The sequence below is a fragment of the Mesorhizobium sp. M7A.F.Ca.US.011.01.1.1 genome, assembly GCF_003998295.1.
Classification (GTDB): domain Bacteria; phylum Pseudomonadota; class Alphaproteobacteria; order Rhizobiales; family Rhizobiaceae; genus Mesorhizobium.
This window is the reverse complement of record NZ_RZRT01000076.1, coordinates 1-23,016: the sequence shown is the minus strand read 5'-3', so window position 1 is coordinate 23,016 and position 23,016 is coordinate 1. Positions and strand designations below refer to the sequence as shown.

Below are 23,016 nucleotides of genomic sequence, written 5' to 3'. Positions count from 1 at the left end.
CCCCTACTCCCCTACTCCCCTAGCCTGAGAGATTGAAACCATGCCGCATTGCTATCTCGGCATCGATGTCGGCACCGGCAGCGCGCGGGCCGGGGTGTTCGACCACACCGGCACCTTGCTCGCCTCGGCCAAGCGGGACATCGAGGTCTGGCGCGAGGCCGGCGACATTGTCGAGCAGTCGAGCAACGACATCTGGCGGGCGGTGTGCGCGGCCACGCGGGAAGCGGTCGCTCAATCGGGCGTGGCGCCCGAGGCGATCGCCGGCATCGGGTTCGACGCCACTTGTTCGCTGGTGGTGCTGGGCGAGGGCGGCGCGCCGCTGCCGGTAAGCAAGTCCGGCAATTCGGAACGCAACATCATCGTCTGGATGGATCACCGCGCGGTCGAGCAGACGCGCCGCATCAACCGCAGCGGCGAGGCGGTGCTGAACTATGTCGGCGGTGTCATCTCGCCGGAGATGGAAACGCCGAAACTCCTTTGGCTGGCGGAAAACCTGCCCGCCACCTTCAGTGCCGCCTGGCAGTTCATGGACCTCGCCGATTTCCTCACCTGGCGGGCGACCGGCAGCCTTGCCCGCTCGGTGTGCACGGTGACCTGCAAATGGACCTATCTTGCGCATGAAAACCGCTGGGACGAGACCTATTTCCGCACCATCGGGCTTGGGAGCCTGGCCGACGAGGGGTTCGCGCGCATCGGCACCGACATCGTGCCGGCGGGGGCCGCGCTCGGCGGCGGACTGACCGCGCAGGCGGCATCGGATCTGGGCCTGCGCCCCGGCACGGCCGTGGCGGCGGGGCTGATCGACGCGCATGCCGGCGGTGTCGGCACGGTCGGCGCGCGCGGCGCGTTCGGCAGCGTTCTGTCGCGCATGGCCTATGTCTTCGGCACCTCAGCCTGCACCATGTCGTCGACCGCCGAGCCGGCCTTCGTCGACGGCGTCTGGGGTCCGTATTTCTCGGCCATGGTGCCGGGCCTGTGGCTGAACGAGGGCGGCCAGTCGGCAGCCGGTGCTGCTATCGACCATCTGGTGCGCATGCATCCCGCGGCGGGCGAGGCGGCGGCCAAGGCGCAAGCCGAGGGGCTCAGCCTCAGCGCCTGGCTGTCGTTGCAGGCGCAAGGCCGCAACGGGGCCGCAGCGACGCCGGCGCTGGTCGGCGGTATCCATGTGGTGCCGGAGTTTCTCGGCAACCGCGCGCCTTTCGCCGACCCGGACGCACGCGCGCTGATTGCCGGGCTCGATCTCGACGCCAGCCTCGACAGCCTGGTCGGGCTCTATGTCGCTGGCGTCTGCGGACTGGGCTATGGTGCGCGCCAGATCGTGCGGGCCGAGCATGACAAGGGCATTCCCGTCGACACCATCGTCGTCAGCGGCGGCGCCGGCCAAAGCCCGCTGGTGCGCCAGCTGCTTGCCGACACGACCGGCATGGTGGTGGTGGCGTCGACCTCGCCGGAGCCGGTGCTGCTGGGCTCGGCGATGCTCGGCGCCGTCGCCGCCGGAACCTACAAGGATGTCGCGGCGGCCATGGCCGGCATGTCGGAGCTCGGCGAGGTCTATCATCCCGACGCTACGCTGGCCGGCTGGCATGCCAAGCGCTTCACGGCGTTCGAGTTGCTGCAGCAGGCCGGCAAGGCCATCCGAGGCTGAAGCGAGCGGCTCGTGTCGGGCTCTGTCAGGAGCGTGGCGAACACCGCTTGGCGATGATGCCGGAAGCTGGCAGCTTTGTTCTGTCGTGGACCCTCCTGCGGCTTGCGAAGAGGGCAGGGCGACAGGAGCAGGAGGCCCGATGGCAGACGACAAATCGCCAGTGCCATTCGCATCGGACAGTGTGCCGTGGACGGAATGGTCCGATGTGCCGCGCTTCGGCGTGCGCTACCGGCATTTGTCGCTGGCCGCGCTTGGCGAAACCTATCATGTCGGCGTGGCGATCGAGGAGTTGCCGGCGGGCAAGCAGACCTCGCCAGCGCACTACCACATTTTCGAGGAGGAGCATGTCTTCATCCTCGAGGGGACGCTCACCGCGCAGGTCGGCGACGCCTCCTATGCCATGAAGGCCGGCGACTACATCTGCTTTCCGGCCGGGGCGGCGGCAGGGCATTGCCTCATCAACACCAGCGACGCACCCTGCCGCTACGTCATCGTCGGCGAGCGCAACCCGAACGACGTTGTCGTCTACACCGCCTCCAACAAGGTGCTGGTGCGCGCGCTGGGCAGCCGTGCGATCTTCGACCTCGCGGCAACTCGAACCTACTGGGACGGTGAGAGCACCGGCCTCGCCGCCGGCGATCCGTTGCCGTCGGATGTGACGGCCGGTGTCACCAAGGCCCCGGCCGCGCCGATCCCGCCTGTTGCCAGCGATGCAGTCGAATGGAAGCTGGAAGGTGAGGGGGCGCGGTTCGGCGGCCGGTCCAGGCATCTGACCTATGCGGCTTTGGGACGGCCAGACTATCATGTCGGCATGCTGATCGAGGCGCCGGCCCCCGGCATGCGTCTGGCGCCCAGGCACTACCATATGCTCGAAGAGGAGCACGCGTTGATCCTGGAAGGGCAGGTGACGCTGCTGCTTGGCGAGGAGCGCCACGAGATGAAGGCCGGCGATTATGTCTGCTTTCCCGCCGGCCTGGCGGTCGGGCATTCCTTCCTCAACAGCGGTACGGAACCGTGCCGCTATCTGATGATCGGCGAGAAAAATCCCAACGAGGTCTGCGTCTATCCCGATTCCAACAAGATGGCGGTCGACGCTTTGCGCCGGCGCGACGGTATTTTCGACATGGCAGGGGTGCGAAGGTACTGGGATGGCGAGGCGTAGAACCGAAGTGTCGCTACCCGACTCCAATAGCCGCGCTCTGAACGCGAGAACCGTGCGGAGATGGGCATTGGGTAGTGGGTCAGTTTGAATTTTGTCGGGATGCAATATGCATTTCACATCTCGGCCCGGCCTCCTATGCTTACTGGAAAGCATGGTGCTGATCGATGCCGAAACGGCAGGGCAACGGCGACTGTCACGGGGGATCAACAGTCATCTCCGGCTCGGACTTCGGGTTCAGCAAGCTCGCGCCGGCTCGTCCTGACGTTGAAGAGATGTGGAGACAGCACTTGGGGATAGTGTGGCCCGCATTCGTGAAGCAACAGTCGGTGAAGAAGAAGCGCAGGAAGCGTCATCGCTAGGAGGTAGCGCGGGCATTGGACATTTTGTTTCGTCATGCTAATTCAGTTAAATGTTTTCTCTGATCTTGTCCTTTGTAGCGGTCGCTATCCGTATGGTCTTGAGCGACTATTTTCTGCGAGAAATTTTGGGTTCTTTGCAGTTCTATTTTGGCTGTTTGTCTTTCAATCTGGCATTTTGCTCGTCCTCGAAAATCACCTAGGCCAATCATTGCCCAATTGGGTTACAACACTCGGCTTTGCGATTGTAGCATTCGCCTACATGACGATTGGCATGACGTCTTTCGCTGCCGTCGTAGCCGCATTGGGATTCGGGACAGTGATCGCAGCCAGCTGGCTCTTGAGAAGGCTAGGGGAAAATTCAAACTGACCCACTACCGGGCATTGTTGCTACTGTATCTGGGTGACGTTAGTCTGGTTCGGGCACTTCAACCGGGGAGTTGGCGGGGATGCTCCTGCCATTCTTGCGATGGCCTTCACCTTATCACCGTCGCCGCCTTGGCAGGCTGAGATGGGTGGCTTTGTTCGCGCCGTTCATTCTGTTGTCGGGCTATATCGTCTATGGCTTCGTCGGCATTCGGTTTGATTCACCTCTCTCGGTGCTGAGGCACCTTGCCGCGTTCCCGAACTGCACCGCCGCCCATGCCGTTGGCCTCGCCTCTGCGCACAGGGGCGAACCTGGCTATTGGCCGACCCACGATGCCGACCACGACGGCATAGCCTGCGAGCCGTGGCACGGGGCAAGCCCTTGGCACGGGGCAAGCTCCAGTGGTGTCCGGGTCCATCGTTACTCGCGTACCGGCCCATAGCCTTGCCTTGGCCTCACAGTTCCTTCTCAGCCAACTCCCTGAATTCGTCGGGAACCGAGCGTGCCGCCTCCAGCGCCACCGTGCCGTAGCCGACCGCCTGTTTGCCGAAGCGTTCGCGGATCTTGTCGATGGCGCGGTCGGCGTCGAAGCGTGCCAGGCCTTTTCGGGTGCCCGGCCGGCATTTCTCGTCGGTGAGGCCGAGCGGCAGTTCGAGCTGTAATTCGAAGCTTTCCTCGAGATGCGAGACCGAGATCGCCAGCAGCGAGATCGTTCTCTCGTGGGGGTTGTCGGCAAGCACGCCGCGCACCAGATCGCCGGCGATCTCGGCCAGCATCGCGGTCGCCGAGATCGGCTGGTCAAGCGTGATCGAGCGGGTGACCGCGCTGAGATCGGCAAAGCGCACGCGCACCGTCACCGTGCGGCCGGGCCGCGCCTTGGCGCGCAGCCGGCTGGCGACGCGGTCGGCCAGATGCAGCAGTGTCGGCACGATGACCCGTGCCATTGCGGGTTTTTGGCCAAGCGCCGATTGGGCGCCGGCCGAATGCGCGCGGCGCTTGGTCTCCAGTTTGCGCGGGTCACGGTTACATGACAGCGCGGCGAGCTTTTTGCCGGCGGCGGGACCGAGCAGCCGCGTCAGCGCGCCGCTATGCGTCCTGGCCAACTGACCGATGGTCTCGACGCCGATCTCCGCCAGCCGCGCTTTGGTGGCCGGGCCAACGCCCCACATCAGCCCGACCGGCAGGTCGTGCAGGAAGGCGAGCTCGGTGCCGGGTTCGACGACCACCAGTCCGTCGGGCTTGGCGACCTGCGAGGCGATCTTGGCCAGATGCTTGGTGCGGGCGACGCCGATCGAGATCGGCAGGCCGAGTTCGGCGCGTACCCGGCTGCGGATCGTCGTGGCGATCTCCTGTGGGGAGCCGAACAGATGCGTGCAGCCGGCGACATCGGCAAAGGCCTCGTCGATGGAGATGCGCTCGACCAATGGCGTAAAATCGTCGAGCACCTTGATCGCCGCGTCGCCCAGCCGCTGATAGTGGCTGAAATTGCCACCGACGAAGATCAGATGCGGGCAGAGCTCGCGCGCCTTGCGCCCCGGCATGCCGCCGCGCACGCCGAAGGCGCGCGCTTCGTAGGAGGCGGCGAGCACAACGCCACCGCCCACCGCGATCGGCTTGCCGCGCAGCGACGGATCGAGCAATTGCTCGACCGAGGCGTAGAAAGCGTCGAGATCGGCATGCAGGATGGTGGCTGTCGTTTCCATCGACCGCACATCCGCTGTTGCTGATAGATTGGAACAAATAAAGAACAAAGATGGATCATTGTCAAGGGAAGGGCGATTTGTGCGGCAACAGCCATGCCGGTTCGGCCTGAACGCAACCGCCTAGACAATATGCTCCGTTCGCAGCGCCGCTTCCATCCTTTCCAGCGCCGCTTCGCCGCCTGCCACCAGTTCGTCGGCAATCCTGGCCAGCTTGTCGTCGGCCTTGCGGTGCTTGCTGCCCCAGGCGCCGAGCGTCGCCAGCACCGGCAAGAGGTCGATCCCTGCTTCGGTCAGCCGGTAGACGGTTCTCAAGCCATGCGTCGGGTCGTCGCTTCTGGTGAGGATGCCTTCCTCCTGAAGCGTTTGCAGTCGCTCGGCCAGCGTGCGCGAGGAGATGCCTTCGTCGGATTGCAGGAATTCGCGAAAGTGCTTTTTCCCGGCGAAGACCATGTCGCGGATGATGAGCAGCGTCCAGCGGTCGCCGATCAGTTCGAGCGACAGGTTGATCGGGCAGCCGGATTTTTCGCGCGTCGACATTTATGCTTCCATTTTTAAATCACTTTACTATTGACATCGTTTTGGCCTTGCGTCAACGGTTCCAAATGTAAACTGTTTTGCGATGGCCCTGAGGAGAATGACGGTGAAAAAGCTGGTCCTGCAGATGCAGATGTCGGTCGACGGCTTTGTCGGCGCCACCGAGGACCATTCCTGGCAGCTCTGGGAGTGGGGTGACGAGAGCGCCTGGGACGATGCGCTGAAGCAGGACTTCAACGCCGTCTTCGCAGACGTCGATACCATCCTGCTCAGCCGCAAGATGGCGCAGGAGGGCTATCTCACCCATTGGGGCAATGCTGCGAGGAAGTTTCCGCGCGATCCGTTCTACGCCTTTGCGCAGCGCATCGTCGACGCCCGCAAGGTGGTGCTCAGCAACAAGCTCAAGCAATCGGCCTGGGAGCCGGCTTGGGAGCGCACCAGTGTGGCCAGCGGCGACCTGCCGCGCGAAGTCAATGCGCTGAAAGCGGGCGAGGGCGGCGACATGGCGGTGTTCGGCGGCGCCGGTTTCGCGTCGGCGCTGATCGCGGCCGGGCTGGTCGACGAGTTCCAGCTTTTCATCAACCCGGCCGTGCTGGGTGCGGGCCGCCGGATTTTCGATCAGGGTGGTTTCAGGAGCCTGCGGCTGCTCGGCTCGAAGGCCTATGCCTGTGGCATGGTGGTCAGCCGCTATGCGCCGGCGGGGTGAGGGGGACCTCCATCTTCTCCCTGCTCACTTCGCATCGTGAAAAATAATCCCGACCGTGTGGCGTATGCCTGAGCGCAGCCGGCTGACGCCATGGCGCAGGTTGACCCGGTAATTGCCTTTGGTGCCCTGCACCGGCCGGTTGTGGACGGCAAAGACGACGGCGTCACCCTGGCGCAGCGGCACCACTTCGACCCGGCTCTGCATGCGTGGCCGCTGCTCGGTCAGCGCGAACTCACCGCCGCTGAAATCCTGGCCCGGTTCGGAGAGCAGGATCGCCACCTGCAGCGGGAAGGCGAGGTCGCCATAGAGGTCCTGGTGCAGGCAGTTGAAGTCGCCGGGCACATATTGCAGCAATAGCGGCGTCGGCCGCGTCTGGCCGGCGGCATGACACTGATCGAGAAACGCGGCATGCGTCGCGGGATAACGCATGGCCTGCCCCATGCGCTCGTTCCACCGATTGGCAACCTCGGCCAGCCTGGGATAGAGCGCGCTGCGCAGGCCACCCAGAAGGTCGGGCAACGGATAGCGGAAATAGCGGTACTCGCCCTTGCCGAAGCCATGCCTGGCCATGTGAATGTGGCTGCGGAAATGCTCTTCCCTGGGATAGAGGCCGGCGATCTGCCGGCATTCTTCGGGCGAGAGCAATTTCTCGATCACCGCGCAGCCGAAGCCGTCGAGTTCGGCGGCAAGCGCCGGCCAGTCATAACCGGCAACGCGCGTTTCAGCCGCCTCGACCACGGATGTGGCAACCTTGGCATGGGCATTCATATCGTAGCCTCCTTGTCGAGCAGGGCGCGCTTGCGCTCGACACCCCAGCGGTAACCGGCCAGTGAGCCGTCGGCGCGGACGACACGGTGGCAGGGAATGCCCAGCGCGATTGCGTTGGCCGCACAGGCCGTCGCCACAGCGCGGGCGCCGTTCGGCTGGCCGAGACGCCGGGCGAGCGCGGTGTAGGTGATGGTGGCGCCGCACGGGATGCTGCGCAGCACATCCCAAACCTGTTGCTGGAATGGCGTGCCGTGGCGCATGTCGAGCGGCAGGTCGAGGCCGACGCCGGGCATTTGGATGAAGCGCGCGATAGTTGCGAGATCGTCGCGCAGTGCGGCCTCGTCCTCGACCAGTATCTTGTCGGGGAAGCAATGGCCAAGGTCCCGCTCCAGTGTGTCGGCATCCGAGCCGATCAGGATGGCGCAGACGCCGATCTGGCTGCGCGCTGCCAGGACGTCGCCGATTGCGGATTCACCGATGGCGTAGCTTATGGTGTCGAAGGCATTGGGGACGCTCGCCGGTGGCGCCATTTGGGTTTGCATGAGGTTCATTGCGTTTACTCCTTTGTCTGTGCGTGAACCCTACAGAGACGGCTTCTCGCGCTCACTCCGGTGCTTGCTTTCAAATTCGAATTTCGAAGGTAGGTGAACCGTTCTACGCGACACGAGTAACAGCGAGCTCTCCAAGCAAAAACACCTCACCCGTCAACAACCGCAGCTCGATCTCGCCGGCCGCGGTGCGGCTCCATTCGGCTCTGCCGTGATCGACCATCTCGCCGATGGCCGCCATCACCAGTAACTTCGAGCCTTCGGCGCGCCGGCTGCCGGCAGCTTGGGTCCGGCTGGTCGCATCGGTGGTGGGAGACCTTGCCATCGCGCGCATTGCCGGTCCTCGTCAGGCCTGCATTGACCGATTGGCATTGTCGGACGCCGCCTCACGCTCCAGCAGTGCGCGTTTGCGCTCAGCGCCCCAGGCGTAGCCGGACAGGGCGCCGTCCCTGCGGATCACGCGGTGGCAGGGAATGGCGACGGCAAGGCTGTTGGCGGCGCAGGCGGCGGCGATGGCACGGGTCGCCTTCGGTGTGCCGATGCGCTGCGCGATCTCGGCATAGGAAACCGTGCGGCCGGCGGGGATGTCGCGCAAGGCCTGCCAGACGCGCTGCTGGAAGGCGGTGCCGCGCACGTCGAGCGGCAAATCGAGACCGAGCGCCGGAACCTCGACGAAACCGACGACGCGGGCGACCAGCGCCTCGTAGTCGCGGTCGCCGCCGATCAGCCGCGCCCTGGGGAAACGGTCCTGCAGGTCACGCACCAGCGCGTCAGGATCGTCGCCGAGCAGGATCGAGGCGACGCCCTTTTGGCTCGAGGCGACCAGGATGGCGCCGAGCGAGGATTCGCCAACGGCAAAGCGGATCTCTTCATCGGCGCCGCCGGCGCGATAGCGCGTCGGGGTCATGCCGAGCATGCCGGTCGATTTCTCGTAGAAACGCCCGCTCGAATTGAAGCCGGCATCGTAGATCGCCGTCGTCACGCTGGCGCCGTCTTCCAGGCCCTGGCGAACCCTGGCGGCGCGGTGCGCGGCGGCATAGTCCTTCGGCGTCAGCCCGGTGACAGCCTTAAAGATGCGGTGGAAATAACCGGCGCTGCGGCCGGCGGCACCAGCCAGTTCGGCGAGCGACGGTTCTTCCTCGCTCTGCTCGATCCTGCGGCAGGCAGCGGCGGCCATCGCCGCGTTGCCGGCCTCGAGCGACGGGCCATCCGGGTTGCAGCGCCGGCACGGGCGAAAGCCGGTCGCCTCGGCCTGATCCAGCGTGTCGTGCAACTGCACATTTTTCGGATTGGCGCGCCGCGACGGACAGGAAGGCCGGCAATAGACGCCCGTCGTCGCCACCGAATACCAGAATGCGCCGTCAGCCGATTTGTCACGCGCGACGATGCGCGCCCAGCGCGGATCATCGGCGACTTGCAGCGGCGCGGATTTCAGATTTTTCGCCAGGGTGATGAACATGGCCGGCATTGAAGCCCAGGGAAGACGGCCTCGCCACCCGTTTCCTGCCAAGTGTCAGGAGGGTGCAAGCCTGTTCGTCGGGACGCATAAAGAGTATGACAAGATTGATCCGGAGAAGGTGTGATGGAAAACATTCGACCCATTAAGACCGAAGCCGATTACGATTGGGCCATCGCCGAAATCACCAAATATTTCGAGAATGAGCCGGAGGTCGGCACTCCCGATGGTGACCGCTTCGACGTTCTCGCAACTCTGATCGAGGTCTATGAGGGTGAGCATTATCCGATCGAAGCTGCCGGTTCTCCTATGCCGCGCGTTTGGGCTCCACGGCGAACGGGCTGAGCCCGAGCCAGGTCTGCATCTTCCTGCCGATGGCCTGGTCGCCGGTCAGGGCAACCTTCGCACCGGCCTTCTCGACGGTCAGCAATCCCATCCAGATCGCCGTCATCGTGTGCAGGTCGGTCGAGACGTAGAGGTCGACGTCGAAACCCGGATCGTACCAGCACAGATCGACCTCGCCGTGCTTCTCGACGATCAGCCACCATGACCGTTTGGACGCCGGCAGGTCCTGATACAGAAATTGTATCACCGTGCGTCCCTCGGGCAGCGGCGAGGGGTTCAAATTGCGCCGCATGTCCCACATCAGCAATGACGGATCGAGGTTCTTGAGCGACAGCCGGGACTCGACCCATTTCTGCCCCCAGAAGCCCATCGCCTCGACGACCGGGCGCAAATCGCGGCCGGCCTCCGTCAGCCGATAATCGAAGATCCCCTTCTCGCCCCGGACCTCCCCGCGCTCGACGATCCCGGCGATCTCAAGCTCCTTCAGCCGTTGCGACAGAAGGGTTGGCGACATTTTGGGGACACCGCGGCGCAGGTCGTTGAAGCGGGTCGAACCCGCCACCAATTCACGCATCAGCACCATCGTCCAGCGGGTGCACAGCACCTCCGCGGCCATCGATAGCGGGCAGAACTGTTTGTATCCGTGCTGGTTCACGATTGCGCCTCTCCCTCCAACCTGGCCGAACATTAGGCCTTCATGAATGAAGCGGCCAGTACGGAAACTGTACTGCCCCAGTACAGATCGCGGACTGGTTGGCGAGCGCCTTGCCATGCGAGCCCTTTGGCCGGTTGCACGGGATACCCTGTGCGCCGCAACCAGGAGACTACCATGACCGCTTACGTTATCGCAGACATCAAGATAAACGACCCGCAGTGGGTGCCGGCCTACGCCGCATCGGTGCACGACCTCGTCCACCAGCATGGCGGCAGATATCTGTCGCGCAGCGGTAATGTGAAGACGCTTGAAGGCAAGCCGCTCGACACCACGCTGATCGCCCTGATGGCGTTCCCGTCAGAAGCGGCGGCCCGCGCCTTCGCCAACGATCCGGCCTATGCGCCCTTCGTTTCGGCCCGTCAGGGCGGTAGCGACAGCCGTTTCCAGATGATCGACAACACCGATCTGGCTGGAACGATCCCGTATCTGCCGAAGGGATGATCCTTCCCGGTAGTCGTCACATCGATTTCGGGATCTCCAAGCAACTACAGTCACAGCGCTTGCCCGCCGGGCCTCCGTATTTTCGGCGGCCGGCCAGCTGGGCTTTTTCAAGAAGAATGGAATGAAGATGATATCGAACTTTCACAATAAGCTTGTCATGGCCGGGGCCATGCTGGCTGTCTGCACCACCTTCGCACAGGCGCATCAGGAAGCCGCCGCGCCGGTGGCCGGCCTCAATCCGCTGGCCGACAAGGTGCGGGCCGCCAACAGCCGGTTTCTCGACGTCAAGGCCGCTACATCAGAGGGCTATGCGCCCATTCCCTGCGCCAGCGGCATCACCGGTGGCGCCATGGGCATCCACTATGTCAACGGCGGATATCTGAAGGACGACAAGATCGATATCGCCCGGCCTGAGGCCGTGATGTACGAGCCGATGGCCGACGGCAGGCTGCAATTGGTGGCGGTCGAATACATCACCTCGAAGGGGCCGGCGTCGCTGGACGGACAGCTGTTCAATTTCAACAGCGCGCCCAACCGCTATGGCCTGGGCGAATTCTACGAACTGCATGTCTGGGCCTGGAGGGGCAACCCGACCGGCACTTTCGCCGACATGAACCCGAAAGTGTCATGCGAACACACGATGGCGCCGAGCCAGTAAGCAATGAAGCCAGGCGGCGTCAATGCCGCCTGGTCGCCCTCCGCGACAGTTGGCAGCTCCGGCCCAGCGGCCGCTTTCGGCGAGGAAAAGCCGGGGAGGTGCGTGCCGCTGGCGCTCCTCGCGGCGTCAGGCAGGTACGGTCTTTATGCCGCTTGATCCGGGATCGCCAATCCCACCTCGGCGGTATCCCGGCTCGCTTGCGGCGGCAAGACGAGGCGTCCCATCACATACCAGAGCAGGGACACGACAAGGATCGAGAGATAGCCATCCACGGCATAGTGCCAGCCGGTGTAAACCGAACCGAACAGGATGAAGGCCGCGAAGGACCAGCCGGCGGTTGCCCACCGGCGGCCGAATTGGGCCAGGAAGAATGCGTTGAGCGTGGCGATCGCAACATGCATGCTGGGCATGGCCGAGATGCCGCCGCCGAGTTCCGGGCGGTCGCTCTGGTAGGCTGTAAACAGATAATCGGCGTACAGATGGACCGACGCGCCGTAGCCCTTCTGCGCCAGGGCGGCCTGCAGCGCGACAAACCGGTCGCCGCCGTAGATTTGGTCGTGGAATATCGGGCCGGCGGACGACAGCAGGGTCGCAAGAACGGTGCCGCACAGCATCGTGGTTAGCGCGAATGCCCATAGGTAGCGCAAACGCCCGACCGGATTGTTCCAGAAGGCGACGAAGAGCACGGCGCCGAACCATTGCAGAAGCCAGCCATAACCATAGCCGGCGAAAATGGCGACCGACACCGGTTCGGAAACGATGCTGTGCGCCCATGTCCAGGGATCGGCGCCATGCAGCCGAAGATCGAGGCCCGCCAGGGCGCGGTCGGCGTAGAACGGCACCATGTCCGGGATGGCGACCTTCAAGGTGGTGAATGCGGTGACGCCGAGAAAGAACAAGAAGATGACGGGTGCGGCTGCAAGCCAGCGGTGCCTGAGTACGCCGAGGATGAACCTCGTCGGCGCATGCCGGGCAAATGCCAGCCCCGCCACACCAAGGCCCGCCGCCAGAAGCGCTGGCAGGAAAAAGGCGAACGGCTTGGCATAGGATTGTGCCAGATGCAGGTAGCGGTCCGGCTGGAGGCAAACAGCGGTCACGGAATAGGTCAGACACAAGGCAACCAGCAGCCAGCCGCTCCTGGTTGTCGCGATGTCGAGGTCAAGGATGGCAGATGGGCGGCGATTGTTGCCGTGCTGACCTGTGTGCTCACTCATCGAAGGACATCCCGCCAGTTGTCCAAAAAAATAATTGGGTTATTTCGCAGGCGATATATTACCATCAGGTTACACTTGTGGGCAAATAGATCTCCAAATATTAGACCGATAGATGCTTGTTGGCAAAGAGTCTGTTTACGAAAGCGTGGCGCCGCAACGCGCTGCCGTCATTGTCGGTTTTCAACGGCTGCAGGCTGCCTTGCCATCGGGCTTCGGCTAAGCTTGAGGGAGCCATCGCCTGGGTGGCGATGGCCCTCTTTCAACATACCGTTCGATCAGGCGCCCCTGATCAGACCGAGCTGGGTGAGGGCGGCGACGCCGTCATCGAGGCCGATCTCCTCGACGATTCTGCCGTCGACCACCTTCAGCACCGTGGTGCCGGTGAAGCGCATGGTGCGGCCGGTGGCGGCCGGCAGCGAGCCGCCGAGGAAATCGCCGAAGGCCGGGCCGGTATGCGTGCCGCCGCCCTCCCACTGGCCGACGACATAGTCGCCCTCGGCGATCAGGTCGGCGGTGGCCCAGAAGTTGAGATCCGGGAAGGCGGCGCGGAAGCCGCTCATGAAGGCCTTGATGTCGTCGCGGCCGCGGCGGGGCTCGTGCAGCGAGTATTTCAGCAGCATGTCGGGTGCCGCGATGTCGTCGATGACGGACAGGTCGCAGCTTTCACCCCAGAAGTCGGTGAACCATCTGACGACGACGGCCTTGTTGTCTTCTTGTCTGGTCATTGGGAGGTCCTCTTTGTCTCTGCAACGCGATCATCGGCGCCGCCGATGATCCGGGATCATCGGATTGGCCGATGACCTGGAGCCATGACTAGGAAGATCCGGCCGATGCGAAACTCCGGTTCTTGCCGGCCAATCGAAGAGCAGAGGCGGCAGGTGAGGAGCCAACAAAGCAGCCCGCCATCGCCGCGGTAACTGTTTCTTCTCTGGTTTTGCCGCAGATTGCCCCGCGGTGGAGCAGGCGAAGCAGACGATGGCGCGTCAGGGCAAGAAAAGTCGCAATGGAACGTTCTGGGCCAAGGCCCTGGAGCGCGCCCATCTTGGCGTCTGGGACTGGGATCTTGTGACCGGCGACTGCTTCTATTCCGCGACCTGGGCGCGGATGCTGGGCTACGATGAGAGCGAACTTGCCGACACCAGCGACCTGTGGCTGCAGCTGACCCATCCCGACGACCGCGAGCGGGCGCTGGCCAGCGGCGACCGCCACATTGCCGGCCTGACCGACACCATCGAGACCGAATTGCGGCTGAAGCACAAGCAGGGACACTGGGTGTGGGTGCTCGATCGCGGCGGCGTCGTCGAGCGCGACGCGATGGGAAAGCCGCTCAGGCTGATGGGTGTGCAGACCGACATCTCCAAGCAGAAGGCCGCCGAAGCCGAACTCGAGCAGGTCAATGTGCGCTTCCGCCTGGCGCTCGCCGCCAGCGGTACCGGCATCTGGCACCACGACCTCGCCACAGGCAAAAGCTATTGGGACGAACGCACCAGGGAGATTTTCGGACTTGTCTCCGACACCGCCGAAGTTGAGCGCGACCACTGGTTCGGCTATCTACATCCGGACGACAAGGAGGCCGCGTCGCGCGCACATCTGGTGCCGCTCGAAACGGACAAGGTCACCGCGGTGCAATACCGCATCGTCCGACGCGACGGAGAGGTCCGGCACATAGAATCCCTGCTGCGTTTCATCGCCGACCCGCAAATCCCGGACCGCCGGCTGGCGGGGCAGATCCTGGGCACGGTGCGCGACATCACCGAAGACAAGCAGCGTGAGCAGGGGCTTGCCTATGCGGCCCGCCACGATGCGCTCACCGGTCTCTTGAACCGTGCTGCGTTCGACCGGCTGCTGGCCGATCACATCGCGGCCGCGCAGTTGCTGCCGCTTTCCGTGTTCTATGTCGATCTCGACTACTTCAAGGCGCTCAATGATTTTGCCGGCCACGCGGCCGGCGACCTGGCACTGAAAAGCGTTGCCCAAGTCATTCTGGGCTGCCTTCCCTCGACGGCGCATGCCGCGCGCCTGGGCGGTGACGAGTTCGCGCTGCTGATGCCCAATTGCGATACGGCGCAGGCCGGGCGGCTGGCCGACGCGGTACTTGCAGCCGTTCGCGATGCCGAACTAGGATCGACGGCCACGTCGCGCAAGCTGGCGGCCTCGATCGGCATCGCTTTCGTCGACGACGCCAACACGACGGTGGCCGACGCGCTGGCCTGCGCCGACGACGCCTGCTACGCGGCCAAGGCCGCCGGGCGAAACCGATTTGCCGTCTTCTCCACCGATACGGCATCGGGTTCGGGTGGCCTAAACGCGGCGCGCGTCGTCGCCGATACGGTCGATGCCATGGAAGACGGGAGGCTGAAGCTGTTTGGCCAGGAAATCCATCGGCTGGGCCGTCCCTGGCTGGAAAGCCGCCATGTCGAAGTGTTGGCCAGGCTCGCCGCCCGCAACGGCCGGCTGGTGCCACCCGGCGAGTTCATTCCGGTGGCCGAGCGGTTCGGCATCGCGTCGCGGCTCGACCGCTGGATCATCCGCACCGCGCTGTCGCGGCATGGTGCCGCCTTGCGTTCGGGGGCGTTGACGCTTGGCTTCAATCTGTCGGCGCAGACGCTGAGCGACCCGCAGCTTTGGGACTTCGTGGACAACGTCATAGAAGAAACCGGGGCGCCGCATTCGGGCATCGGCTTCGAGATCACCGAAACCGCCGCCGTCACCAATTTCGACGCCGCCGAACAGTTTGTGCGCAAGGCGCGCGAGCGGCGCTGCCGGGTCAGCCTCGATGATTTCGGCGCTGGTATGAGCTCGTTCGAATATCTCCGGCGGTTCCCCGTCGACACGATCAAGATCGACGGTTCCTTCATCGAGCACATCACGCAAAGCCGTTTCGACCGCGAGATCGTGCTGGCCATCACCAGCATCGCCCGCAGCCTCGGCTGTGACGTGGTCGGCGAGAAGATCGAACAGCAGGACACGCTGGCCATGTTGAGCGACATGGGCGTCGCCTTCGGCCAGGGATTTTTGCTGCACCGGCCAGAGCCGCTGGAACGAATTGTCGCGCGTGCGACCAAGGGAGCGACGGCCCGCAAGGCATCGTGATCCAGGTGCGGCGAGTTTCAGGCCAGGCCGAACTGACCTGAAACTCGCCGCATTCTATCCGGTTCGGCGCGCCGTCGATTGCGGAAACTCCAGCACTCCAGCCTCGGGTGGCCTGTGCTGCGCTTCCGTCACCGCTTCGATCAACAGATCGAGCGCTTCACAGGCCGTGCGACTCGTCTCGTCGTTGCCTTGCAGATAATGATAGGCGCGTTCGAGGTGGATGCGGGCGGCTGAAAAATCGCTGGTCAATGGTCCCTCCATGATCCCGCCCTAGAAGACCTTGCCGGAGACGAGGGAACGCCGGGTAAATATCCACAAGCGGCTTTTATTCAAATGCCGCCAAACCTGCCGCATGACGGCAAAGGACAATCCGGAAATCATTGCGGCGGCCCTGGGGTCTCCAGGTATTTTGGGTGAATAGGGTCAGTCTTGCAGAATGATCTGGATCGCCTTATCCACCACCGGATGCAAGCCACTGGCCTGGAAGGACAGCCGGTTGCCGGAGCCGACATTGCTGGTCATGGCGATGGTCAGTTCTGAGATCGGGTCATGCAACATGACGGCGACGTAGCCGGGAATGCTGCCCTGGTGGCCGTAAAAGGCGCGGTTGGCGTAGGCGCTCTGGAACATGCCGGCGCCGGTTTCGCGCATGCGGGTGCCCGGAAAACTCGCTGGCACGCGATGTTCGAACATTTCGGCGAAGAAAGGCGGCGACAGCACTCTGCCGGAAAAGAGACCGCGCATGAAGCTCACCATGTCGGATGGCGTCGACACCATGTCGCCGCAGCCATAAGCGGCGCCGAACGGGAAGGAATCGGAGGAATCCTGCAGCGCATCGGAGTAGGGCATCACGCCATCCATGCGCCACATCTCGCCGCCCGAGGCGATATCGGTGGGCGCATTCGCCGCCGGCGGCGGCCGGTGGTAATAGCCGCGCACCATCGACTTTTCCGGAAAGGCCTCGGTGGCCGGCGACCAGGTATTCTTGAGGCCGAGCGGCTGCAGCACCGCGCTTCTGACGTAGCCGCCCAGCGACTGGCCTGTCACCGCCTCGATCACCATGCCGGCCAGCACATAGCCGGTGTTGTTGTAGACGGCGGGTCCGCCCGGCGCCTTCTGCTTGTCGGAAGCGAAGGCGATGTCGACCAGTTGCCGCGGCGTCCATTGCCGGCTCGGATCCATCGGAATGTAATATTCGAACTCCGGCAGGCCGCTGCGGTGGTTGATCAACTGGCGCACCGAAATGTCTTTTGCTTCCGGCAGGTAGGGAAACCAGCCGGAGATCGGCGCTCCGAGATCGAGCTTGCCGTCCTGGGCGAGCTTGGCCAGGGCCGCGGCAACGAAGGTCTTGGTGCAGCTGCCGATCTTGAACAGGCGTTCAGGCGAGACGGCAATGCCATGCTCCCGGTCGGCGAGGCCGGCGGTCAGGGTGGTTGGTGCGGCGCCAGTGGAGTATGCGAGTGATGCGCCTACCGCGCCATCGGTGAGATAGGTCTTGAGGAGGGCGTTCAGGTCTTCACGCATGGATTCTGCTTTCGCCGCTAAATTGCTGGTTTCATAGATGTCGGTGCGTCCTCGGGCCGAGCCCGAGGGCAGGGTCGCCAAGCTTCACTCCGCCATATCGACAGCGGCAAAGTTCTGCCGGCCGAAGGGGTCGAGCACGTAGTTGAGCACGCTCTTGCGGATCGGGATCGCCACCACCGAATGGGCGATCGGCGCCACCGGCACCTCAACCTTCAGGATCGCTTGCGCCCTGGCATAGATGTCGGCGCGCTGTTTCGGATCGGCGGCGACGCGGCCGTCCTGCAGCAGCTTCTCGAAGGCCGGATCGCACCAGCGCGAGCGGTTGGAGCCGCCCTTCACGCCGTCGCAGGACAGCAGGTAGCTCAGCATGTTGTCGGGGTCGCCATTGTCGCTGCTGCCGCCGAGCAGGTAGGCGTCCTGTTCGCCCGCCGCGGTGCGCTTGAGATATTCGCCCCATTCAAAGCTCACGATCTCGGCCTTGACGCCGACTTTCGCCCAGTCGGCCTGGATCATCTCGGCCATGCGCTTGGCATTGGGATTGTACGGCCGCGATACCGGCATCGCCCACAGGCTGATTTTCAGGTCGCTCTCGTGGCCGGCTTCCTTCAGCAGCGCCTTCGCGCCATCCGGGTCATAGTCGATGCCGGCATTGGTGACGGCGCCGATCTGCGCCGGCGGCACGACGCTGCCGGCGACCGTGCCGGCGCCGGCATAGACGGCGTCGACGATCGCCTTGCGGTCGACGGCCTTGGCCAGCGCCATGCGCACGCGCACATCGCCGAGCGGCTGATGTTCGACATTGAAGCCGAGAATGCCGATGTTCTGGCCCTTGAGGTCGAGCACGGTGATGTCGGGATCGGTGCGCAAATCGGCGACGGCGCTTGGCGGAGGCGGGGCGGCGACCTGGCACTCATTGGCCTTGAGACGCTCGACGCGCGTGGTCGGTTCGGGCGTGACGGCGAAGACCAGAGTGTCGATCTTCGGCGGGCCGCGCCAATAATCCTTGTTGGCGGCGTAGCGGATCTGGCTGTCGGGGACATAGGCTTGCAGCACGAACGGGCCGGTGCCGACGGGCTCGCTATCGATCAGTTCCGGCGTGCCGGCGGCGACCATCTTTTCGGTCTGCTCCAACGACAGGATAGAGAGATAGTCGAGCGCGATGCCGGGCAGGAAGGTGAAATTGGCAGCCGTCAGCGTGAAGCGCACGGTGTAATCGTCGACCTTGTCTATTCTGTCGATCAGCGTGCCCATGCCCAGTGCGTTGAAATACTCGTAAGCGCCGCCGCCGAGCTTGTGGTAGGGATTGCTGGCGTCGCGCTGGCGGTTGAAGGTGTACAGCACGTCGTCGGCATTGAACTCGCGCGACGGTGTAAAGTGGTCGTTCGATTGGAATTTCACGCCGTGGCGTAGGTGGAATGTGTAGATCTTGCCTTCGGCTGAGACCTCCCAGCTTTCGGCCAGCGCCGGCCCGACCTCGGTCGTGCCAGGCTTGAACTCGACCAGCCGGTTGAAGATCGTCTTGGCGGCGGCATCCATGGTGGAGTCCGCCGTGCCGATCGCCGGGTTGAAGGTCTCGGGATTGGCTTCCGAGCAATAGACCAAGGTTTTGGCGTAGGCCTGTCCGCCAAGAAGGACGGACGAGGCCAGCAAGGACGAGGTAAGGACTGCGCGCAGAACGGATTTCATCGCAAACGCTCCTGATGACATTTTACGGGTTGAGGGAAGGGCAGGCGGTGAAGTTCATGGCGTCGCCGCCGGGGTGATGAAACGGTCGGGCGCAAGCGCGGCGGACGTGATACCGCGTGCCGTGAGATCGTCCGGCAGCGGCTGGCCGCGCAGCAGCACTGAGCCCAGCCGCGCCAGCGTCAGCGACACCTGGAAACCGTAGCCGCCCTGGCCGCCAAGCCAGAAGAAGCCGGGCAGGCGAGGGTCGAAACCGATGACCGGCGTGCGGTCAGGCGAAAAGGTGCGCAGGCCCGCCCAGGGCGTCGACGGACGGCCGATGCGCAGCGACGTCGCCTGTTCGATGCGGTCGACGGCGATGGCGACGTCGATGTCTTCCGGATAGGCGTCGCAGGGTTCGGAATCGGTCTCGTCGGCCAGCGAGCCGATCAGCCTGCCGGCATCGGGCTTGAAGTAGAATTGTTCATGCAAATCGACCACCAGCGGCCAGGCGCTGATGTCCGTGCCGGCGGGCGGATCGAACAGGAAGGCGGTGCGGCGCTTCGGCCGGAAGCCGAGACCGGAGAGACCGGCCAGCCCAGCGACGACATCGACCCAGGCGCCAGCGGCGTCGACGACGATGTCGGCCTGGTAGGCGCCGGCACTGGTGGTGACGCTGAAGCCGTTTGCGACGCGGGAAATCTCCAGCACTTCCTCGCCGGTGCGGATCACGCCGCCGCCGGCCTTGAGCGCGGAGGCTGAAGCAGCAAGCATCTTTCCCGTGTCGACATCGAGCGCGCCGGGTTCATGCACGCCGCCGCAGGTGGTTGCCGTGGCGATGACCGGCACCAGCGCGGTGACTTCTGTTGCTGACAGGCGGCGCACGCTTGGCACCAGCGCCTGCATCTCGGCCGCCATGCGGTCGACCGCTGCACTGTCTTCGACACCGCCGACGTGCAGCGCGCCGCGCCGGTGGGCGGCGAAGCCGCCATTGATGATCGCCTGTCGGCTGGCCAGCGACAGCGCCCGCACCAGCGCATTGCCATAGGTTTCGGAAAACAGCGCCGCGGAGCGGCCGCTGGCGTGATAGCCGAGATGCGGCTCGCGCTCGAGCACGGTGATCTCGGCCCAGGGCTGCACGGCAGCCGCCAGCGAAAGGCCGGCAATGCCGCCGCCGATGACGACGATTTTTTGGAGAGACTTGGACTGCATGCCCCTAGGGGTAGAAATAATTTCGTATCCAGTCAATATTTAGCGTATAAGAAAATTGTTGGTGTTGTTGATGGCGGCAGAGAGTTGGACTACCTAGGGTGGACTGGCGGCTCGATGGGCCGCGCAACGGAGCTGACGATGTCGGAGCAACCGAACCTCGGTGATTGTCTGCGCGGCTTGAGGAAAACGCATGGCTGGACCTTGCAGGAGGTCAGCACGCTGACCGGCGTCGCGGTGTCGACGCTGTCCAAAGTCGAGAACGACCAGATGTCGCTGAGCTACGACAAGCTGCTGCAGATCTGCGAGGGGCTGAGCATCCATGTCACCGAGCTGCTCAGCGGCGACCGCAAGCAGCCGGCCGCGCGCACCCGTCGTTCGGTGACCTCGCAGTCCAACACGCTGCGCCAGCTGACCCGCAACTACGACTACCGCTATCTGGCCACCGATCTGGTGCGCAAGCGCATGGTGCCGATCCACGCCTATGCACGCGCCCGCACGCCGCAGGAATTCGGCCCGCTGACCAGGCATGCCGGCGAGGAATTTTTGATCGTGCTCAAGGGCGAGATCGAACTGCACACGGACCAGTACGCGCCGGTGCGGCTGAAACAGGGCGACAGCGTCTATATCGATTCCACCATGGGCCATGCCTACCTCTCGGTCGGCGAGGGCGACGCCGAGATGCTGTGCGTCTGCTCCGGCGACGAGCCTGACATGGAAGGCACGCTTTTGAGCGTGCTGGAGACGGTGGAGGGGTAGGGGCTAACATTCTCGATGGCTGCGCCGCCCCTCCATCTGGCTGCCGCCATTTTCTCCCCGCAAGGGCAGGGCTATCGCATATGGAATTCCTGAGATGTCTGCCCGGCACGGCCCCCCACCCCTGACCCCTCCCCACAAGGGGGAGGGAGACTTCCGTTGGCGCTGACCCAGGAGAATCGCCTGTCTTTCGGCGCCAAGAAGAATGGAAGGCACGCGGCAGCGTTCCCTCCCCCTTGTGGGGAGGGTTAGGGTGGGGGTTCTTCTTCGCAAGAATCCATATGCGATAGCCCTGCTGTGAACGGGGAGAAGGACGATCCTATTGACGGGCGGCGCTGGCTTCGACAATTGAGCCCCCACTACATCGCAACCACACGCCCCATTCCCCGCCGAACCGCCTCGCGATAGGCGAGATCGGCCGCCACCATGTCCTCCATGGCGACGCCCATGGCCTTGTAGACGGTGACCTGATCGGCGCTAACCCGTCCCGGCCGCCGCCCGAGCAGCATGTCGCCGAGCTCGGTTCCGGTTTGCGGATCGAGGCCAGCGAGTTCGCAGGAGCCGACCGGCGTCGGGGCGAAGGCCTCCCTGGTCTCGACGAACAGGCTGGCACTGCCGATAAGCTCGACCGGCAGTTCGCCGCCGGGCGGGGCGACACCGACCGAGGAGACATGGGTGCCGGGCCGCACCCAGTCGGCCGAGATCACCGGCTGGTAGGAATGCGTTGCCAGGCAGACGACGTCGGACGAACGCACCGCGGCCTCTATATCGGCGACGGCAACGACGCCGGGATGCTGCGCGGCAAGCGCCTGCGCATCGGCGAATTCCTTCGAGACGACGCGGATTTCGGCGAAGTCGCGAACCAGCGGCAGAAGATGCAAATGCTGGCCGGCCTGTACGCCGGCTCCCACCACCGTCGCGACCCTGGCATCGCGGCGGGCGAGTTCGCGCACCGAGAGCACAGCCGAGCCGGAGGTGCGGACGGCAGTGATGTAGGTGCCGTCCATGACGCAGACCGGCATGCCGGTCTGCGGGTCGAACAGATGGATGGTGGCGAGGTGGCTGGGGATGCCTCTGGCGATGTTGCCCTCGAAGACGTTGACGATCTTCACCGTCAGATGCATGCCCGCCGTCCAGGCCGGCATGGCCAGCGAATAGCCGGCCTGCGGAATGTCGAGCTGCGGCCGTGCCGGATTGACCACCTTGCCGCCGGACAAGGCCTTGAAGCCGCCGGCGAGCACGTCGAGGAGCTGGCGCAGGTCGATGCAGGTTTTCACCTCGGCCTCGCTCAGGATGAGCACGGGCGTGTCACCCTTGGCCTGGGCGCTGCGGGAGGTCGATATCGCTGATGTCATGGAATCCGCTTTCGTTATGGGTTGCACGACAACGGTATTGCGATCTATCAGCGTGATGAAATATGCTGTTTTCGTTATTTTGGCGTGACTATCACGCGTGCCCGGCTCACAAAGCGTGAATCCTGAAATGGACGATCTCGACCGTATCGACCGCTCGCTGCTGCGTTTGTTGCAGGAGGACGGCCGCCGCACGACGCTCGATCTGGCGCGGCGGGTCGGCCTGTCGCCGACCGGGGCGACGCAGCGCGTCAAGCGGCTGTTCGCCGAAGGCTTCATCCGCGCCGTGCGCGCGGTGCTTGATCCTGCTCGGATCGGGCAGGCACAGCTCGTCTTCATCGAGGTGCGGCTCGACCACACGGCGCCGCATGTTTTCGACCGCTTCGCCGAGGCGGTTCTGCGGGCGCCTGAGATCATCGAATGCCACATGGTGGTCGGCGGCTTCGACTATCTGGTCAAGGCGCGCATCGCCGACATGGCGATGTTCCAGGATTTCCTGCAGCGCGTCATCCTGCCGCTGCCCGGGGTGCGGGAGACACACACCTACGCTTCGATCGCCAATGTGAAGCCCGACGCCTTGCTGTCGATCTAATCTTTTGTTTTGACGCAATTCCCAAGGGAAAGCGCTATGCGCTTTTCCCGGGAAAACCGTTTCACACTTTTCCTGAAATTGCTCTAGAGCGGGATGAATTTAGGTTGGGCATAGCCTGCCTCTGTGAAGTAATTTCGGCATTCGGTTGACGTGACGGTGCCGAGGATTTGGCCGATGGCGTCACAGACGGTTTCGACTGTTCGCTTGGCA

Annotated in this window: 24 protein-coding genes; 10 read left to right on the top strand and 14 right to left on the bottom strand. The window is 64.1% G+C overall.

The features are described from left to right. Positions 1-40 precede the first annotated feature (40 nt). The 3 genes from EOA13_RS33420 to EOA13_RS33410 all read left to right on the top strand — a co-directional run bounded on the left by EOA13_RS33420 (position 41) and on the right by EOA13_RS33410 (position 3,972). Positions 41-1,645, top strand: coding sequence for an FGGY-family carbohydrate kinase (locus EOA13_RS33420; RefSeq protein WP_127297532.1), 1,605 nt, complete (start codon positions 41-43; stop codon positions 1,643-1,645). A gap of 139 nt (positions 1,646-1,784) precedes the next feature. After that, positions 1,785-2,807, top strand: coding sequence for a cupin domain-containing protein (locus EOA13_RS33415; protein ID WP_127297531.1), 1,023 nt, complete (start codon positions 1,785-1,787; stop codon positions 2,805-2,807). A gap of 805 nt (positions 2,808-3,612) precedes the next feature. After that, a complete protein-coding gene (locus tag EOA13_RS33410) occupies positions 3,613-3,972 on the top strand; it encodes an excalibur calcium-binding domain-containing protein (RefSeq protein ID WP_127297530.1) in 360 nt (119 codons plus the stop codon). A gap of 13 nt (positions 3,973-3,985) precedes the next feature. Here the strand turns inward: EOA13_RS33410 and dinB are convergent, their stop codons facing one another. Together dinB and EOA13_RS33400 are read right to left on the bottom strand one after the other, a co-directional pair. Further along, positions 3,986-5,233 carry a DNA polymerase IV gene (gene dinB / locus EOA13_RS33405; RefSeq protein WP_127297529.1) on the bottom strand — a complete coding sequence of 416 codons (1,248 nt, stop codon included), beginning with the start codon at positions 5,231-5,233 and terminating at the stop codon, positions 3,986-3,988. A gap of 120 nt (positions 5,234-5,353) precedes the next feature. Next, positions 5,354-5,770 (bottom strand): helix-turn-helix domain-containing protein, encoded by a 417-nt coding sequence (locus tag EOA13_RS33400; RefSeq protein ID WP_127297528.1) that lies wholly within the window; start codon positions 5,768-5,770, stop codon positions 5,354-5,356. 103 nt (positions 5,771-5,873) lie between these two features. On the opposite strand from EOA13_RS33400, the gene EOA13_RS33395 reads away from it, so the two are divergent. Next, the gene (locus tag EOA13_RS33395; protein WP_127297527.1) at positions 5,874-6,473 is read left to right on the top strand and encodes a dihydrofolate reductase family protein; all 600 of its coding nucleotides are present in this window, start codon (positions 5,874-5,876) and stop codon (positions 6,471-6,473) included. 24 nt (positions 6,474-6,497) lie between these two features. Here the strand turns inward: EOA13_RS33395 and EOA13_RS33390 are convergent, their stop codons facing one another. The 4 genes from EOA13_RS33390 to ada all read right to left on the bottom strand — a co-directional run bounded on the left by EOA13_RS33390 (position 6,498) and on the right by ada (position 9,248). Beyond that, positions 6,498-7,241, bottom strand: coding sequence for a 2OG-Fe(II) oxygenase (locus EOA13_RS33390; RefSeq protein ID WP_127297526.1), 744 nt, complete (start codon positions 7,239-7,241; stop codon positions 6,498-6,500). Continuing rightward, positions 7,238-7,792, bottom strand: coding sequence for a methylated-DNA--[protein]-cysteine S-methyltransferase (locus EOA13_RS33385; protein WP_127297525.1), 555 nt, complete (start codon positions 7,790-7,792; stop codon positions 7,238-7,240). The genes EOA13_RS33390 and EOA13_RS33385 overlap by 4 nt, the downstream gene beginning before the upstream one ends. A gap of 103 nt (positions 7,793-7,895) precedes the next feature. After that, positions 7,896-8,123, bottom strand: coding sequence for a hypothetical protein (locus tag EOA13_RS33380; RefSeq protein ID WP_127297524.1), 228 nt, complete (start codon positions 8,121-8,123; stop codon positions 7,896-7,898). A 12-nt stretch (positions 8,124-8,135) separates the two neighbouring features. After that, positions 8,136-9,248: a bifunctional DNA-binding transcriptional regulator/O6-methylguanine-DNA methyltransferase Ada gene (gene ada / locus EOA13_RS33375; protein ID WP_127297523.1), complete on the bottom strand. Its 1,113-nt coding sequence runs from the start codon at positions 9,246-9,248 to the stop codon at positions 8,136-8,138. Positions 9,249-9,371: 123 nt separating this feature from the next. Between ada and EOA13_RS33370 the strand changes: the two genes are divergently transcribed. Continuing rightward, complete coding sequence (locus tag EOA13_RS33370) at positions 9,372-9,590, top strand: transcriptional regulator (protein WP_127297534.1); 219 nt, start codon at positions 9,372-9,374, stop codon at positions 9,588-9,590. On the opposite strand, the gene EOA13_RS33365 is transcribed toward EOA13_RS33370, so the two are convergent. Then, on the bottom strand, positions 9,553-10,245 hold the full coding sequence (locus EOA13_RS33365; protein WP_127297522.1) for a helix-turn-helix domain-containing protein: 693 nt from the start codon (positions 10,243-10,245) through the stop codon (positions 9,553-9,555). The genes EOA13_RS33370 and EOA13_RS33365 overlap by 38 nt on opposite strands. Positions 10,246-10,419: 174 nt before the next feature. Here EOA13_RS33365 and EOA13_RS33360 point away from each other — a divergent pair, with 174 nt between their 5' ends. After that, positions 10,420-10,746: a DUF1330 domain-containing protein gene (locus EOA13_RS33360; RefSeq protein ID WP_127297521.1), complete on the top strand. Its 327-nt coding sequence runs from the start codon at positions 10,420-10,422 to the stop codon at positions 10,744-10,746. 121 nt (positions 10,747-10,867) lie between these two features. Then, on the top strand, positions 10,868-11,404 hold the full coding sequence (locus EOA13_RS33355; protein WP_206535343.1) for a hypothetical protein: 537 nt from the start codon (positions 10,868-10,870) through the stop codon (positions 11,402-11,404). 143 nt (positions 11,405-11,547) lie between these two features. Here EOA13_RS33355 and EOA13_RS33350 read toward each other — a convergent pair whose 3' ends face one another. Beyond that, entirely contained in the window at positions 11,548-12,618 is a 1,071-nt protein-coding gene (locus EOA13_RS33350; protein ID WP_127297520.1) for a phosphatase PAP2 family protein, read from the bottom strand. A gap of 275 nt (positions 12,619-12,893) precedes the next feature. After that, positions 12,894-13,343, bottom strand: coding sequence for an ester cyclase (locus EOA13_RS33345; protein WP_127297519.1), 450 nt, complete (start codon positions 13,341-13,343; stop codon positions 12,894-12,896). A gap of 250 nt (positions 13,344-13,593) precedes the next feature. On the opposite strand from EOA13_RS33345, the gene EOA13_RS33340 reads away from it, so the two are divergent. Beyond that, entirely contained in the window at positions 13,594-15,711 is a 2,118-nt protein-coding gene (locus EOA13_RS33340) for an EAL domain-containing protein (protein ID WP_127297518.1), read from the top strand. Between the two features lie 54 nt (positions 15,712-15,765). Here the strand turns inward: EOA13_RS33340 and EOA13_RS33335 are convergent, their stop codons facing one another. The 4 genes from EOA13_RS33335 to EOA13_RS33320 all read right to left on the bottom strand — a co-directional run bounded on the left by EOA13_RS33335 (position 15,766) and on the right by EOA13_RS33320 (position 20,109). Then, a complete protein-coding gene (locus EOA13_RS33335) occupies positions 15,766-15,960 on the bottom strand; it encodes a hypothetical protein (protein WP_164780495.1) in 195 nt (64 codons plus the stop codon). Between the two features lie 174 nt (positions 15,961-16,134). Then, complete coding sequence (locus EOA13_RS33330) at positions 16,135-17,235, bottom strand: serine hydrolase domain-containing protein (protein WP_127297516.1); 1,101 nt, start codon at positions 17,233-17,235, stop codon at positions 16,135-16,137. Between the two features lie 84 nt (positions 17,236-17,319). Then, a complete protein-coding gene (locus EOA13_RS33325; RefSeq protein WP_127297515.1) occupies positions 17,320-18,921 on the bottom strand; it encodes an ABC transporter substrate-binding protein in 1,602 nt (533 codons plus the stop codon). 54 nt (positions 18,922-18,975) lie between these two features. Beyond that, a complete protein-coding gene (locus tag EOA13_RS33320; protein ID WP_127297514.1) occupies positions 18,976-20,109 on the bottom strand; it encodes an FAD-binding oxidoreductase in 1,134 nt (377 codons plus the stop codon). Between the two features lie 138 nt (positions 20,110-20,247). On the opposite strand from EOA13_RS33320, the gene EOA13_RS33315 reads away from it, so the two are divergent. Further along, a complete protein-coding gene (locus tag EOA13_RS33315; RefSeq protein WP_127297513.1) occupies positions 20,248-20,865 on the top strand; it encodes an XRE family transcriptional regulator in 618 nt (205 codons plus the stop codon). Between the two features lie 356 nt (positions 20,866-21,221). On the opposite strand, the gene EOA13_RS33310 is transcribed toward EOA13_RS33315, so the two are convergent. Then, positions 21,222-22,217 carry an ornithine cyclodeaminase family protein gene (locus EOA13_RS33310; protein ID WP_127297512.1) on the bottom strand — a complete coding sequence of 332 codons (996 nt, stop codon included), beginning with the start codon at positions 22,215-22,217 and terminating at the stop codon, positions 21,222-21,224. Positions 22,218-22,344: 127 nt separating this feature from the next. Between EOA13_RS33310 and EOA13_RS33305 the strand changes: the two genes are divergently transcribed. Next, positions 22,345-22,806, top strand: coding sequence for an Lrp/AsnC ligand binding domain-containing protein (locus EOA13_RS33305; RefSeq protein WP_127297511.1), 462 nt, complete (start codon positions 22,345-22,347; stop codon positions 22,804-22,806). The last annotated feature ends 210 nt before the right edge of the window (positions 22,807-23,016 follow it).

Excerpts from the sequence above, each read along its gene's own strand:
- EOA13_RS33420 (WP_127297532.1), top strand. The coding sequence starts at position 41 with ATGCCGCATTGCTATCTCGGCATCGATGTCGGCACCGGCAGCGCGCGG.
- EOA13_RS33415 (WP_127297531.1), top strand. The coding sequence starts at position 1,785 with ATGGCAGACGACAAATCGCCAGTGCCATTCGCATCGGACAGTGTGCCG.
- EOA13_RS33410 (WP_127297530.1), top strand. The coding sequence starts at position 3,613 with ATGCTCCTGCCATTCTTGCGATGGCCTTCACCTTATCACCGTCGCCGC.
- dinB (WP_127297529.1), bottom strand. The coding sequence starts at position 5,233 with ATGGAAACGACAGCCACCATCCTGCATGCCGATCTCGACGCTTTCTAC.
- EOA13_RS33400 (WP_127297528.1), bottom strand. The coding sequence starts at position 5,770 with ATGTCGACGCGCGAAAAATCCGGCTGCCCGATCAACCTGTCGCTCGAA.
- EOA13_RS33390 (WP_127297526.1), bottom strand. The coding sequence starts at position 7,241 with ATGAATGCCCATGCCAAGGTTGCCACATCCGTGGTCGAGGCGGCTGAA.
- EOA13_RS33385 (WP_127297525.1), bottom strand. The coding sequence starts at position 7,792 with ATGAACCTCATGCAAACCCAAATGGCGCCACCGGCGAGCGTCCCCAAT.
- EOA13_RS33380 (WP_127297524.1), bottom strand. The coding sequence starts at position 8,123 with ATGCGCGCGATGGCAAGGTCTCCCACCACCGATGCGACCAGCCGGACC.
- ada (WP_127297523.1), bottom strand. The coding sequence starts at position 9,248 with ATGTTCATCACCCTGGCGAAAAATCTGAAATCCGCGCCGCTGCAAGTC.
- EOA13_RS33370 (WP_127297534.1), top strand. The coding sequence starts at position 9,372 with ATGGAAAACATTCGACCCATTAAGACCGAAGCCGATTACGATTGGGCC.
- EOA13_RS33360 (WP_127297521.1), top strand. The coding sequence starts at position 10,420 with ATGACCGCTTACGTTATCGCAGACATCAAGATAAACGACCCGCAGTGG.
- EOA13_RS33355 (WP_206535343.1), top strand. The coding sequence starts at position 10,868 with ATGAAGATGATATCGAACTTTCACAATAAGCTTGTCATGGCCGGGGCC.
- EOA13_RS33350 (WP_127297520.1), bottom strand. The coding sequence starts at position 12,618 with ATGAGTGAGCACACAGGTCAGCACGGCAACAATCGCCGCCCATCTGCC.
- EOA13_RS33345 (WP_127297519.1), bottom strand. The coding sequence starts at position 13,343 with ATGACCAGACAAGAAGACAACAAGGCCGTCGTCGTCAGATGGTTCACC.
- EOA13_RS33340 (WP_127297518.1), top strand. The coding sequence starts at position 13,594 with ATGGCGCGTCAGGGCAAGAAAAGTCGCAATGGAACGTTCTGGGCCAAG.
- EOA13_RS33330 (WP_127297516.1), bottom strand. The coding sequence starts at position 17,235 with ATGCGTGAAGACCTGAACGCCCTCCTCAAGACCTATCTCACCGATGGC.
- EOA13_RS33325 (WP_127297515.1), bottom strand. The coding sequence starts at position 18,921 with ATGAAATCCGTTCTGCGCGCAGTCCTTACCTCGTCCTTGCTGGCCTCG.
- EOA13_RS33320 (WP_127297514.1), bottom strand. The coding sequence starts at position 20,109 with ATGCAGTCCAAGTCTCTCCAAAAAATCGTCGTCATCGGCGGCGGCATT.
- EOA13_RS33315 (WP_127297513.1), top strand. The coding sequence starts at position 20,248 with ATGTCGGAGCAACCGAACCTCGGTGATTGTCTGCGCGGCTTGAGGAAA.
- EOA13_RS33310 (WP_127297512.1), bottom strand. The coding sequence starts at position 22,217 with ATGACATCAGCGATATCGACCTCCCGCAGCGCCCAGGCCAAGGGTGAC.
- EOA13_RS33305 (WP_127297511.1), top strand. The coding sequence starts at position 22,345 with ATGGACGATCTCGACCGTATCGACCGCTCGCTGCTGCGTTTGTTGCAG.